This window comes from Flavobacterium endophyticum, from assembly GCF_003634455.1.
GTDB lineage: Bacteria > Bacteroidota > Bacteroidia > Flavobacteriales > Flavobacteriaceae > Flavobacterium > Flavobacterium endophyticum.
In genome coordinates this window covers 1808739-1822730 of the sequence record NZ_RBLC01000001.1, presented here as the reverse complement: position 1 = coordinate 1822730, position 13992 = coordinate 1808739, and the positions used below count along the sequence as shown (strand labels likewise).

Here is a 13992-nt window from a genome sequence, read left to right as displayed (position 1 = left end):
AAAAACCTCTGATTTCTCAGAGGTTTTACTTTTAAGTACCTGGAGTGGGAATCGAACCCACACACCTAAGTACACGAGTTTGAGTCGTGCGCGTCTACCAATTCCGCCATCCAGGCAATTGATGTGTTTCAATTGTGGGTGCAAATGTAAAAAAAATAATTTCATTTAAAACAAAAAATAGTTAAAAATATTCTTTCAGAGTTGGATTTTATTCCTAAATTTGCACCTCGTTTACACAACACAACACTAACTAACTACTAAACAACATTTTAAAATGCCGCACCAAGAACCAGAAGCAAAAATATTTGCATGTTCTCAAAGCGTACATTTAGCCGAACAGATAGCTAAGAGCTATGGCGTGGAGCTAGGTAAAGTAACGTTCTCTAAATATAGCGATGGTGAGTTCCAGCCGTCTTTCGAAGAATCAATCAGAGGATTGAGAGTCTTTTTAGTTTGTTCCACTTTTCCAAGTGCAGACAACCTGATGGAGCTTTTGTTGATGATTGATGCCGCTAAAAGAGCTTCAGCCCGTCATATTACGGCTGTAATTCCTTATTTTGGTTGGGCTAGACAAGACCGAAAAGACAAGCCACGTGTGCCGATTGGAGCGAAATTAGTTGCAAAACTATTAGAAGCTGCCGGAGCTACGAGAATCATGACAATGGATTTGCATGCCGACCAGATTCAAGGTTTCTTTGAAAAACCAGTAGATCACTTGTTTGCATCGACTATCTTCTTGCCTTATGTAAAGAGCTTGAATTTAGAAAATCTTACGATTGCATCTCCTGACATGGGAGGCTCAAAAAGAGCCTATGCTTATTCTAAATTTTTAGAATCGGATGTCGTAATCTGCTACAAGCAGAGAAAAGCAGCAAACGTGATTGAAAGCATGGAATTGATTGGAGAAGTGACAGGAAGAAATATCATTCTTGTAGACGACATGATCGATACCGGAGGAACTTTGGCAAAAGCTGCGGATTTGATGATTGAAAAAGGAGCCTTGAGCGTAAGAGCAATCTGTACTCACGCTATTTTATCAGGCGAGGCTTATGAGAAAATTGAAAACTCGCAATTAAGCGAGCTGATTGTTACCGATTCTATTCCGTTGAAGAAAGAATCGAAGAAAATCCGAGTGGTGAGCTGTGCGCCTCTTTTTGCAGAAGTAATGCAAATGGTACAACACAACAACTCTATCAGCGGTAAATTTTTGATGTAGAATTTTTTTATTAATTATATATATTTACAATGAAATCGATTACAATTAAAGGATCAGAAAGAGAAAGCGTGGGCAAAGTAGCTACTAAAGCCTTACGTAATGCTGGAATGGTTCCTTGCGTTTTATACGGAGGAGATCAACCAGTGCATTTTTCTGCAGAAGAAAAAGCATTCAAAAACTTGATTTACACTCCAAACGCTCACACAGTTGTGATCGAACTTGAAGGTGGTAAAACATTCAACGCAGTATTGCAAGACACTCAAGTGCACCCTGTTTCTGACAGAATCTTGCACCTTGACTTCTTCCAATTACACGATGACAAAGAAATCACTATGGAAGTTCCAGTGAAAGTAACTGGTGTTTCTCCAGGTGTACTTTTAGGGGGTGTATTGCGTTTGAACCAACGTAGATTGAAAGTAAAAGCGCTTCCAAAAAATCTTCCAGATTTCGTAGAAGCTGAAATTTCAGGTCTTGAAATGGGTAACAAATTATACGTTACTAAATTAGTTTCTGACAACTACAAATTGCTTCACCCAGACAACACAGTAGTTGCACAAGTGAGAATCTCACGTGCTGCCATGAAAGCTGCTCAGGAAGCTGCAAAAGCTGCAAAAGCTCCAGCAAAAGGAAAGAAAAAATAATTTTCACCTTAGATTATATCAAAAGCATCAGCCAAAAACTGATGCTTTTTTTATGTAATAGAAATTCGGATAGAAAAACTATTTTTACGAAATGAAAAATTGGATTTTCAACATCTTTAAAAAAGAACACAAAACAGATTCAGACCCAATGAAAAAATTTCTAATCGTTGGCCTTGGTAATATTGGCGCAGAATACGTAAACACAAGACACAACATCGGATTTAAAGCAGTGGATCATTTGGCCAGAAAGGAAGGTCTTGATTTTCAAACCGTAAAACTTGGTGCAATGGCCGAATACAAACTCAAAGGAAGGACGATTTTTCTTTTAAAGCCAAATACCTACATGAACCTCAGCGGCAAGGCTGTCAAGTATTGGATGGACAAAGAAAACATTCCAGCTTCCAATATTTTAGTAATCACCGATGATTTGAATCTTGCATTTGGAACCGTACGAATCAAGCCTAAAGGAAGCGATGGCGGGCACAACGGACTGAAAAGCATACAACAGACGTTAAATTCATCAGACTATCCAAGATTCCGATTTGGGATTAGCGACGAATTTAAAAAAGGAAAACAAGTAGATTATGTGCTCGGAGAATGGAACGAGGAAGAAAAAGCAAAGCTCACGGAAAGACTTGATCTTGCGGCAGAAATCATTCAATCGTTTGCTTTGTCAGGGCTCGATAATACCATGAATTCTTTTAACGGAAAATAATGGCTTTCTTTTTGCTATCTTTAATACAATAAAAACAAAGCACCATGAAAAAATCCATACTTTTCCCGATGATGATACTGACAATCTCATGTTGCAGTACAAAATCTACCACGACTATGGCAAACGGTAATGAAAAGACAAAAATAGAAAGTCCTTGTCCCGAAAATGGGATTTGTACTTTTGAGATACTTCAAAACAAAAGCATGAATGTAAAAACGGACGGCATTGGCAAGACGTATTACGAACTGGTAGAAAATCCAGATAAAGTTGTTTTTCTTTACAAGTATCGAGAAAAAATAGAAGACACCACGTTGCAAGACGCAGGCTATAGAGAAGAAATTGTTTTTGAAATGAATAAAGATTATTCCGATTTTACTTTCTCAAATAAAGAACTTCAAAATACCAAAATGCTTTTTGGGGTGTTCTGCTTCTGCAAAGGCAAGGCTGGAAATTACAAAGTAACCGAAGGCAGTCTCACTAAAAAGAATTCTACATTGCAAATCGATTTGCCGAAAATTGTAGATAATCAGATAATTCGAAACGTAAAAATAAGTTTATAAAAAAAAGGGAACTCAATGAGTTCCCTTTTTAATTTTAGCAGTATAAGAAAATTATTCAATAACGATTTTCTTAACTTCTTTTTTATCTCCGTCTTGAACAGTTACAAGATAAATACCTGCTTGTGTATTATTCAACTCAAGGCTTTGAGAGAATAATCCTGAATTTTGATATGATTTTTCAAAGATTTGTCTTCCTCTCATATCGTGTACTCCTACTTTAATTTCGTTGCTTGAATCTGAATCAAACTGAATATTGAAAGTACCATTGTTTGGATTTGGATAAATTTTGAAATCTTTTAATCCGAAATTTGGAGTATTTAAGACAGCTGTTTGTCTACATACTTCTATAGACCATAGGTTTAGATTTCCTGTATCTCCTTGGAAATAATCATTTATTAGCAATTGCCAATCGCCTGCCATAGCTTTCCCATTCAATGTAGAAAGTGCTCCGGTTGGTCTGAATGTTCCTGAAGTAATAGGCGCTGCACAAACAATATTTGGTGATCCATCATTGAAAAGGATGTTGTATCCATCTTGATCGTTACATATTCTGCTTCCAAGAGCTACTTGAGTACCATCAGGGTGTCTTACAGTAGAAATCAAATCTCTGATCCATTGGTGAGTTACATTTACCCTTACATTTACATCTGTAATATTTCCTGTATCAGGAATATTAATTGTTGAAGTTAAAGTAGGTCCAGGCGTTGAAACATTTGGATTTGGTCCATCAGGAATTGCCACTACAGTACTGTTTGTATATGTTGTACAAACGTTTTCTATCGTATAACCAATAGCAAAAGGTCTCGAATTTAGTGCATAATAAATATTACCTACAGCTTCAACCATAATTCTACAGAAAGGGGCTGCAGTATTAGGAACTGTAATAGCCTCACTTCCATCATTAGGAGTATTAGCTAATAATGTAGAGTATGTCTGTCCGCCATCGGTAGAAAGCAAGATATTTACATTTGCGGTATTAAATGGAGCAGCAGTAGTTGCTCCTACATTCCAAGTAATCGTTTGTGTTTGACCTTGCGTCCAAGAAACTCCATCTACATTTTGTGATGTTACAGTAAAAGGAGCAGATGCCGTACTCGTTGTAACAGTCATGTTACGTCTTGCTGTCTGTCCTCCATTTGGAGTTCTGTTATCTCTAACAGTTAATGCAAAACTCATTGTTTTAGCAACTGTCGGAAGTACTTCCCAAGTTCCGTAAGTATTCAACAAAGAAGGGAAATACCTGTTTGGCGATGTGGTCGGCGATAATGACCTAAAGTTTGGATTCGCAGTTGAAGTCGCATTAGGCACGTCTGTAGTTGACCCTGCATTTGTTTGTTCCCAGCAGTAAGTAAGCGCGTCACCATCAGCATCTGTTGCTGATCCTCTCAAAACGAAAGGAGTTCCGGCTGGAATCGTATAGTTTGTCAAAACTGGAATTACAGGAGCCGCATTATTATTTGGCACATTTACTGAACATGTTCCTCCTGTAGTCACAAAAGAAAACATCTGAGTCAAACTTACTGTATGGAAATAAGCATCAGAGTTATTTTGAACATCAGGAGCACAAATTCCTGCATACCCCATGATTGTACTAGCACTACCTGGTTCAACCGCAGTAGTTGCTGTTCTATTACAATCGTTATTTTGAGTATGTGTAGCTCCAAATTGGTGACCCATTTCATGGATTACATAATCAATATCAAATTGATCGCCCACTGGATTTGGTTGTCCTGTTACACCTCTTGCTTTATTAGCACCACAAACAGAACCTAATTGAGCAATTCCGTTATCAGAAGTACAAACTCCATGACCGATATCGTAATTAGCTGCTCCAATATTTGCATCTACTATCGCCTGCATTTCATTAATCATTACAGGAGGATTGTTAGTAAAACTATCAGCATCAACAAAAATCACATTTTCATTAGTTGCCACTAGGACTAATTTTAAAGACATATCACGCTCAAAAACAGAGTTAACTCTTGTTACCGTAATTGCCATTGCTGCTAAAACCGCAGCTTTCTTTTGGGCTAATGTTGCTGTTGGACTTAAAGTTCCTGCTGCTACTGCTGCATTGACATGGAAAGCGGCATACTCGATTGTACACGCCATAGCAAGTCTATACGTTCTAAATGTTCCGTCGTTTGCAAATGCTGCATTCGAAAACTCATGTCCTCTGCCTTCTAAAGCATCCTCTGTAGTTCCGCACTCAAAGCTTCTAGTTGAGCTAACACTAGATCTGTTGTAAACAATATAATTATTCAAATCCTTTGTATAAGGATCGATATATTTTGTTCCTTTATCAGACATAATCATAGCATGCACTCCAAAAATTGTTGTGCTGAAATGAATGGTAGCATTAGGATTATCAATTCCTTGTCCAACATACGATTGGATTTCAGAATGTCTTGCTGCTAATTCTTTTTCCATTACAGAAGATTGATAAATTCTGTAATTTTCGAATTTACCTTCAGCATTTGGAAAAGCAATCACCACATCGGATGTTCCCATGTTTTCTCTAGATGGAGCCGCTTGAAGCTGTGTTTTCAATCTGGACACATCCAACTTATAGATCTGATATTCTTTTGGCATGGTGCTTCTGTCAGCCTTTTCTAAAGCATTCAAGCTCCCTGCAGAGGCTTTTGTCCAAAGCGGTGACTGTGCATAGCCCACAGAAAACGCAAAGACAAAAATGAGTAAGAGTAGATTTTTTTTCATAATATATTATTGGTTATCAAACAAAAATAATGATTTATATGTATAATCTAATTATTTAACAATAAAAAAAGGAGACACTTAACAGCGTCTCCTTTTTATCTAACAGTTTAGAGTTCTACTCTATAACTATTTTTTTCACTTCTTTTTTGTCACCATCTATTACATTGACAAGATAAACGCCAGACTGAACATTATTCAACTGAAGGTTTTCAGAAAATAATCCAGTGTTTTGGTAGGATTTATTGAAAATCTGTCTACCGCTTATGTCATAAATCGCAATCTTGATCTCATTGTTGGATTCAGAATTAAACTGAACATTAAAGTTTCCTTTATTTGGATTCGGATAAATCTTAAAATCAGCAAGGCCAAAGTTTTGAGTACTCAAAACCATAGTCTGCGAACAAACTTGAATCGACCATGAGTTTATTGTTCCTGTTTTGGTTGCAAAACCATCACCTACAAGCAGTCTCCAGTTTCCGTTAGCAGTCTTACCGATAAATGGAGCCAAAGGCTGTAAAGGCTTATAGGTTCCAACCGTTGGATTAGTACAAGCTAATGCTGGAGCACCATCTTTAAATGTAACATTCATAGCGCCAACAAAATTTGTCGGAACATAGCAGTTATATCCCCATACGATTGACTGTGTTGCATCAGGGTGGTTCAATGCAATAATCCAATCTGAAACGTCTGGATGAGTTCCGTTTACAGTTACTGTTACTTCAGAAATCGTTACCGCACTTGGAACGTTAATTATAGAAGATGAAATAGGACCATTACCCGCATCGGTAGTTCCGCTTCCGTCAGCAACATTAAAAGGAGTATTATTTGTATATGTGTTACATGTAGTAGTTACTGTATAACCAATAGCAAAAGTTTTAGCGTTAACTGCATAATAGATATTGTTTGCAGCTTCAACCATAATTCTACAGAAAGGAGCCGCAACATTAGGAACTGTAATAGGCTCGCTTCCATCGTTTGGAGTATTGGCTAATAATGTAGAGAACGTAAGACCTCCGTCAGTAGACAATAAGATATTTACGTTAGATGTATTAATCGGAGCTCCTGTAGTTCCAGCAACATCCCACGTAATCGTTTCTGTTTGACCTTGAGTCCAAGAAATTCCATCTGTGTTTTGAGATGTAACTTTGAAAGGACCTGTTGCGTCGTTAAACGTAACCGTCATGTTTTGTCTTGCTGTCTGTCCTCCATTTGGAGTCCTGTTATCTCTAACTGTCAATGCAAAGCTCATTACTCTCGCTACAGAAGGAATCACTTCCCATGTAGGAGTCAAATTTCCGCTAAGCACGCTTGGCAATGCAGGCATGTATCTGTTAGGAGAAGTAGATGGAGATACCGATCTAAAGTTAGGGTTTGAATCTGTTGAAGTAGCACTAGGATTTACAGCAGTAGCTCCTACAGTAGTCTGTTCCCAGCAATATGTCAATGCATCACCATTAACGTCAGTTCCGTTACCTTTTAATACGAAAGCAGTCCCTTTTGGAATTGTATAACTTGTCAGTGGGCTAATTACCGGCGGATTATTTCCATTATTTACACCCGCAACACAATTTCCAGTTCCTGCTATATGAGCCACCATTTGACTTATGCTCACGGCATGGAAATAATCATCAGAATGATCTTGAACATTTACCGCGTCGCAAATTCCTGCATATGCCATTACAGTAGTTCCACTACCTGGTTCAACAGCAGTAGCCGCATTACGAGTACCTGGATCGCCAATACTTGGATTTGGAAGCGTACAGTTTCCTCCTTCGCCGTTAAATGTGTGGGCAGCTCCAAATTGGTGACCCATTTCGTGCGCCACAAAATCAATATCATAAGCATCAGCTACTGGTTCTGGCGAACCCGTGATTCCTCTTGCTTTTTGACCTGTAACACAAACAACTCCTAATCCTGCAAGACCTCCACCGCCTGTACTTACGGTATGTCCGATATCATAATTCGCATTGCCAATAGCTGCATTGATAACCGTCTGGCTCTGAGTTATTAAAGTTGATGCGCTATTATTGTTGAAAGAATCTGAATCTACGAAAATAATACTTTCATTGTTTGCAACTAGTTGCATTCTCAAAGACATATCTCTTTCATAAACACTATTTACACGAGCAACTGTCACGTTCATAGCCGCCAAAACAGCCGCTTTCTTTTGAGCAAGTGTTGCTGTTGGGCTTAAAGTTCCTGCTGTAACCGCGGCATTGATATGAAAAGCGGCATATTCAATCGTACAAGCCATTGCCAAACGATAGGTTCTAAATTTTCCATCGCTAGCCGCTGTAGAAGGAGGAGGCACCATTGCATCATTATCCTCTACATGACATTCAAAAGCTTGTCTTTTAGGCAAACTAGACTTATTGTAAACGATATAATTTTTAGAATCGCTGGTGTAAGGATCTATAAAAGAAGTTCCTTTTCCTGACAAAGTCATCGTATGCAGACCAAAAAGCGTGGTCGTAAAATGAATTTTAGCAGTCGGGTCATCAATTCCTTGTCCAATATAAGATTGGATTTCAGGATGTTTTGCCGCCAATTCTGGCTCCATTACAGAAGATTCATAAATTCTGTAGTTTTCCAATTTTCCTTCAGCATTTGGAAAAGCAATCACCACACCAGAAGACTGTGTGTTTTCCCTAGAAGGGGCAGACTCAAGTTGTGTTTTCAATTTAGAATAATCAAGCTGATAAAGCTGATATTCTTTCGGCATAGAGGTTCTAGTCGCTTTTCTCATAGCGTCTAGGCTCTGTGCTGATGTTTTTGTCCAAAGCGGCGATGACTGCGAATAGCCCGCAGAAAACGCAAAGACAAAAACGATTAAGAGTAAAATTCGTTTCATAATATATTTAGTTTATAATCCAAAATTAATCATTTATGCGCATATTCTAATTATTTAACAATAAAAAAAGGAGATACTCAAAAGCACCTCCTTCTTATCTAGTTGAATTTAGATTTTTATTCTATGACTATTTTTTTCACTTCTTTTCTGTCGCCATCGATTACATTGACAAGATAAACTCCAGATTGGACGTTATTCAATTGAAGCTTTTCAGAAAACAATCCTGTATTTTGGTAGGATTTATTAAAAATCTGCCTGCCGCTTATATCATGAACACTAATCTTGATCTCATTACCTGATTCAGAATCAAACTGAACGTTGAAGTTTCCTTTGTTTGGATTTGGATAAATCTTGAAATCAGCAAGACCGAAATGATCAGTCCCCAACATCATGGTTTGCGTACATATAGTAACTGAAAATGAATTCATGGTACCTGTATCTTGAGCGCCTAAATCAACAACTCCTAATATCCAGTTTCCTTGCGGGTTTTGCCCATTGAAAGAAGACAAAACATCTTCTGGCAATACATTTCCAAGAATGGTAGTCGAACAAACAGCGCTAGCTCCATCTTCGTCAAATACAGCATTGAGGTTGTCTGTAACTCCGTTATTGGAGCAGCCTTGGTTGAACAAAGTAACGACAGTTCCTGCTGGGCTCACTACGGCAATATTTAAATCTGAAAGCCAAGTATGCGTAGCATTCACTGCAACTTTAACGTCTGCTATTTCTCCCGTAACAGGTACATTTAACTGTCTTATCGTATAGCTGTTCCCGTTATCTGGAATCGCAAAAGGAGTCGTAAAACTATACGTCTGGCATGAAGTCGTAACATCATATCCTATTGCAAACGGCTTCGAATTAACCGCATAAAATTTATTATTTGTAGGCTCGATTAGCAACCTGCACTTTGGCGCAGAAGTCCACGGAGCTGTAACAGTTGCTGTACCGTTATTAGGAACATTTGATGCCAAAATAACCGGAAAGGTCAATCCACCGTCGGTAGAAAGTTTTATATTAACATTTTGGGCTCCCGGCAATGTATTCGTATTGTTTACTGCCCAAGTAATAGTTTGTGAAGAACCTAATGTCCAAGATTGGCCAACCGTGTTTTGTGATGTAAATTTAAAGGGACCTATGGAATCGTCAAAAGAAACAACCATATCATCACTCTTATTTGCCGCTCCGCCAATCTCGTTATCTCTAACCGTAAACCTGAAAGTTAAATCACGAGAAACTTCTGGGACTTTTTGCCATTTATCGCGCTGAATCCCTTTTTGAACAACAGATTCAAGACTCGGGAAATAGGTAGTCGGAGATGCTGATGGAGAAAACGACCTAAACATTGGTCCTTCTACACTTGTAGCTTCTGGAAACATCTGGCTTTCATCCGTTGCAGAATCCATCTGTTCCCAAACATATGTCAGTCCATCAGAATCCGTATCTGTACCAGCACCTGTCAAATAAAATGCCGTTCCAATCGGAAGAGGAATGTCCGCACCAGCATTTGCCGTTGGTACGGCATTGTTGATTATTGTTGTCGTCGGACACGTTTTTGTCTTTATATTGGCTGTCACTTGCTGAATGCTTGCCGCATGAAAATACGGATCGCTATGTGGCTGAACATCTGTAGCAGGACCTGTAATTCCTGCATAGCCCATTATGGTCGTTCCGCTTCCAGGCTCCACATTTACATTTGTTCCTTCTATAGCAATAGAATACGTATGATTAGCTCCAAATTGGTGCCCCATCTCATGCACGACAAAATCAATATCAAAATTATCTCCTGTTGGAGTGACACTGGTAGTAAAACCAGTTCCTTTATTGCTGTTGCAAACACAGCCGATACATCCTGCATTTCCGTTATTTCCAATGGCACTCATCAAATGTCCAATATCATAATTAGCAAGACCTATGTTGGCATTTAACGTATTTCTCAATGCAGTTGCCCAAGTATTCTGCGCATTGTATGGATCTGTAGCTGCGTTTAAAAAAACAACTGAATCATTGTTAGCAACCAATACCATATTAAGCTTGAAATCATTTTCAAACACACCGTTGACTCTTGTCAGCGTTGCATTCATGGCAGCATTTACCATTGCTAGCGTTCCTCCGTGAAAAGTAGAATATTCGCCACTAACAGAAAGTGCCAATCTGAATGTTCTTAACATATTATCATCAGCGTCTAACAACTGGTTTTCTTCAGAAAAACTTCTTCCCAAATCCATAACCTCATCTTCGGTAAGACATGTAAATGCTTCGCCGCCTCGTATCGATTTGGATTTATTAAAAACCAGATAAAAATTGTTGTCTGAAGTATACGGATCAATGATAGTTACTCCATTACTGCCTGAACGGATCATGGCGCTCAATCCTTTTTCAGGCGAAACACTAAATCGAATAATGTTTGTAGGATTCTTAATGCCTTTGGCGATATACGAACGGATTTCAGGATACATGGCCTGAAGTTCTTTCTCCATCACGGGAGCTTCAAGAACTCTATAATCTTCCATCTTTCCTTCATGATCCGGAAACGAGACTATAGTAGCAGAAACACCATTAAACTCGCTGCGCAAAGGAGCATCTTGCAATTTAGCTCTAAGTCCTTCTAAGTCTAATTTATAAATTTTGAATTCTGAAGGAAGCGAAGATCGCTGCACTTTTTTAAATACCGCCGTGCTGGCGTCGTTTGAAATTGCCCATAAATCTTTGGACTGGGCAAAACTGCCTAAGCTTGTCAGCAAGGTCAGTGTTAAGAGTAGTATTCTTTTCATGGTTGTGTTGGGTAAATTTTCCCAAATTTACTATATAAAGTTTTAGGATGGAAGTTTTTCTACTTAAATCACAGATACTCTAAATTTTACCATAAAAACAATCTATCCAAGAAGTTTTTTTTATTGCCCATATACCTTAATTTTGCAGAAAAGATAATCCCACCATTTTGAATATTTTCCACAACATACAGGATTTCAACCCTGACAAACATACCATCGCGACCTTAGGCACTTTTGACGGCGTTCATTTAGGGCACAAAAAAATAATTGAACGACTGACTCAAGATGCCAAAAAAAGCAATAATGAAAGTCTCGTACTGACTTTCTTTCCGCATCCGCGAATGGTACTCCAAGGCAATTCCGAAATACAGCTTTTAAACACCATCAAAGAAAAAGCAGAGTTATTGGAATGCATCGGCTTAGAAAACCTCATCATCCATCCTTTCGACCAAAGCTTTTCGCAATTAAGCGCAGAAGAATTTGTCAAGACCATCTTAGTAGACCGATTCAACATCAAGAAAATAGTCATCGGGCATGACCATCGCTTTGGAAAAAATCGTTCTGCCGACATCCATGACCTGATTGCTTACGGAAAAAAATACGGCTTTGAAGTAGAACAGATTTCTGCAGAAGAAATTGACGAAGTTTCGATAAGTTCTACAAAAATCAGAAAGGCCTTGGCAAGCGGAGACATTCAATTGGCGAATGATTATCTGGGCTATAACTATTTTCTTTCCGGAATTGTTGTTAAGGGAAGGCAGTTAGGACGTACGATCGGCTTTCCTACTGCGAATCTTAAAATTGAAGAAAACTACAAGCTTATTCCTCTTGATGGCGTCTATATCGTAAAAAGCGATCTTGACGGGAAAGAAGTTTTTGGGATGATGAACATCGGCACGAATCCAACGGTTGACGGAAAAGAAAGAACCATAGAAACCTACTTTTTAGATTTTGAAGGCGATTTATACGATAAGGAAATCCGAATCCACATTCTGCATAGAATTCGTCCTGAAGAAAAATTCGACTCTCTCCATGCTTTAAAAGAGGAAATCAAAAATGACGAAATCATCACCCGAAATTTTATAAAAGATTTGAAATGAAAAAGCTTTTCCTGCCAATAGACAATTCTCCGTTGATTATTTTTCGGATTTTTTTCGGATTTCTTCTGGCAGCAGAAACTTTTGGAGCAATTCTTACCGGCTGGGTAAAAGAAAATTTCATCAAGCCACAATTTAGTTTCAGCCATATCGGAATGGAATGGCTGCAGCCGCTTCCGGGTTATGGAATGTATTTTTATTTTGCCACTATGGGAGTTCTTGGCATCCTCGTGATGCTCGGCTGGAAATACCGATGGAGCCTTTCTGCCTTTACGTTATTGTGGACGATCACTTATTGGATGCAAAAAACATCCTACAACAATCATTATTACATGCTTATTTTGGTCTGCTTGATAATGATTTTCCTTCCTGCTAACAGATATGCTTCGATTGATGCAAAACAGCATCCTGAAATAAAGACTTTGAGTATGCCTTGGTGGTGTTCGGGAGTGATGATCCTTCAGATTGCGATTGTCTATTTGTTTGCTACCCTATCTAAGTTTTATCCTGACTGGCTAGACGGGACTTTCACCAAAAATCTTTTGACCAACAAATCACCTTATCCTTTTATTCAGGAAATTTTCAACCAAAAATGGTTTTATCTTTTTATTGCCTATTCTGGAATTGCATTCGACATGCTTATCGTTCCGATGCTGTTGTGGAAAAAAACAAGAACCATCGCATTTATCGCTTCCTTGATTTTTCATCTTTTTAATGCCGTAACCTTACAGATAGGCATCTTTCCGTTCTTTGCCCTGAGTTTTGCCGTATTCTTTTATCCTCCTGAAAAAATAAGAGCGTTGTTTTTCAAAAAGAAGCCTGTACTTGAAGAAAGTAAGCCGATTTACCAAAGTAGACCCATCCTGTTCTATTTTTTTATTCCTTATTTCCTAATCCAGATTCTCTTGCCGATCCGTCACTGGTTCATCAAAGGCGATGTGCTTTGGACGGAAGAAGGCCATCGCTTGAGCTGGAGAATGATGCTTCGTTCGAGATCGGGCTATTCTAATTTCAAGATTATTGACAAAAAAACAAAGCAGCCTATTCCTTATAATATTAATTCAAAATTGACGGATAAGCAATTTAAAATGGTTGCTGACAAGCCGGATGCTATTTGGCAATTGTCACAAAGAATCAAAAAAGAATTTGCCACACAAGGCAAAGATGTCAGCGTTTTTGTGAACTGCCATGTATCGATCAACCAAAAACCGTATAAGCAACTTATCAATCCAGATGTGGATATGGCATCTGCAGAATGGAATTACTTCTCACATAATGACTGGATCCTCCTCTATGACAATGAAGGTCATCTCGTCAAATAATCAACTTCTTCATTAATCAGAAAAAACTTAATTTATTAAAATTTTACTAAAAATTCAATTATAAAATAAATAGCCTGCGAAAACTCAGATAATATTTGTAA

At 38.3% G+C, this 13992-nt stretch carries 9 protein-coding genes and 1 tRNA gene; 6 read left to right on the top strand and 4 right to left on the bottom strand.

All coding sequences use genetic code 11. From position 1 onward, the window contains the following. Positions 1-36: 36 nt before the first annotated feature. Positions 37-116, bottom strand: a tRNA-Leu gene (locus tag CLV94_RS08210). A 158-nt stretch (positions 117-274) separates the two neighbouring features. Between CLV94_RS08210 and CLV94_RS08205 the strand changes: the two genes are divergently transcribed. The 4 genes from CLV94_RS08205 to CLV94_RS08190 all read left to right on the top strand — a co-directional run bounded on the left by CLV94_RS08205 (position 275) and on the right by CLV94_RS08190 (position 3132). Continuing rightward, positions 275-1216, top strand: coding sequence for a ribose-phosphate pyrophosphokinase (locus CLV94_RS08205; RefSeq protein ID WP_121375914.1), 942 nt, complete (start codon positions 275-277; stop codon positions 1214-1216). Between the two features lie 29 nt (positions 1217-1245). After that, positions 1246-1857, top strand: coding sequence for a 50S ribosomal protein L25/general stress protein Ctc (locus CLV94_RS08200; RefSeq protein ID WP_121375913.1), 612 nt, complete (start codon positions 1246-1248; stop codon positions 1855-1857). Between the two features lie 91 nt (positions 1858-1948). Then, positions 1949-2572 carry an aminoacyl-tRNA hydrolase gene (gene pth, locus CLV94_RS08195; protein ID WP_121375912.1) on the top strand — a complete coding sequence of 208 codons (624 nt, stop codon included), beginning with the start codon at positions 1949-1951 and terminating at the stop codon, positions 2570-2572. A gap of 44 nt (positions 2573-2616) precedes the next feature. Continuing rightward, positions 2617-3132 (top strand): hypothetical protein, encoded by a 516-nt coding sequence (locus CLV94_RS08190; RefSeq protein WP_147406604.1) that lies wholly within the window; start codon positions 2617-2619, stop codon positions 3130-3132. Between the two features lie 51 nt (positions 3133-3183). On the opposite strand, the gene CLV94_RS08185 is transcribed toward CLV94_RS08190, so the two are convergent. The 3 genes from CLV94_RS08185 to CLV94_RS08175 form a co-directional block, all read right to left on the bottom strand. After that, positions 3184-5850 carry a zinc-dependent metalloprotease gene (locus tag CLV94_RS08185; RefSeq protein WP_121375910.1) on the bottom strand — a complete coding sequence of 889 codons (2667 nt, stop codon included), beginning with the start codon at positions 5848-5850 and terminating at the stop codon, positions 3184-3186. Positions 5851-5965: 115 nt separating this feature from the next. Next, positions 5966-8701, bottom strand: a complete 2736-nt coding sequence (locus tag CLV94_RS08180) for a reprolysin-like metallopeptidase (protein WP_121375909.1) — start codon at positions 8699-8701, stop codon at positions 5966-5968. A 116-nt stretch (positions 8702-8817) separates the two neighbouring features. Continuing rightward, positions 8818-11472, bottom strand: a complete 2655-nt coding sequence (locus CLV94_RS08175; protein WP_121375908.1) for a zinc-dependent metalloprotease — start codon at positions 11470-11472, stop codon at positions 8818-8820. Positions 11473-11639: 167 nt separating this feature from the next. Between CLV94_RS08175 and CLV94_RS08170 the strand changes: the two genes are divergently transcribed. Both CLV94_RS08170 and CLV94_RS08165 read left to right on the top strand, forming a co-directional pair. Continuing rightward, complete coding sequence (locus CLV94_RS08170) at positions 11640-12572, top strand: bifunctional riboflavin kinase/FAD synthetase (protein ID WP_121375907.1); 933 nt, start codon at positions 11640-11642, stop codon at positions 12570-12572. Next, positions 12569-13891: an HTTM domain-containing protein gene (locus tag CLV94_RS08165; protein WP_121375906.1), complete on the top strand. Its 1323-nt coding sequence runs from the start codon at positions 12569-12571 to the stop codon at positions 13889-13891. Before CLV94_RS08170 ends, CLV94_RS08165 begins: the two co-directional genes overlap by 4 nt. The last annotated feature ends 101 nt before the right edge of the window (positions 13892-13992 follow it).

Bases quoted from the DNA above. Each gene is read 5' to 3' on its own strand.
- CLV94_RS08205 (WP_121375914.1), top strand. From the start codon at position 275: ATGCCGCACCAAGAACCAGAAGCAAAAATATTTGCATGTTCTCAAAGC.
- CLV94_RS08200 (WP_121375913.1), top strand. From the start codon at position 1,246: ATGAAATCGATTACAATTAAAGGATCAGAAAGAGAAAGCGTGGGCAAA.
- pth (WP_121375912.1), top strand. From the start codon at position 1,949: ATGAAAAATTGGATTTTCAACATCTTTAAAAAAGAACACAAAACAGAT.
- CLV94_RS08190 (WP_147406604.1), top strand. From the start codon at position 2,617: ATGAAAAAATCCATACTTTTCCCGATGATGATACTGACAATCTCATGT.
- CLV94_RS08185 (WP_121375910.1), bottom strand. From the start codon at position 5,850: ATGAAAAAAAATCTACTCTTACTCATTTTTGTCTTTGCGTTTTCTGTG.
- CLV94_RS08180 (WP_121375909.1), bottom strand. From the start codon at position 8,701: ATGAAACGAATTTTACTCTTAATCGTTTTTGTCTTTGCGTTTTCTGCG.
- CLV94_RS08175 (WP_121375908.1), bottom strand. From the start codon at position 11,472: ATGAAAAGAATACTACTCTTAACACTGACCTTGCTGACAAGCTTAGGC.
- CLV94_RS08165 (WP_121375906.1), top strand. From the start codon at position 12,569: ATGAAAAAGCTTTTCCTGCCAATAGACAATTCTCCGTTGATTATTTTT.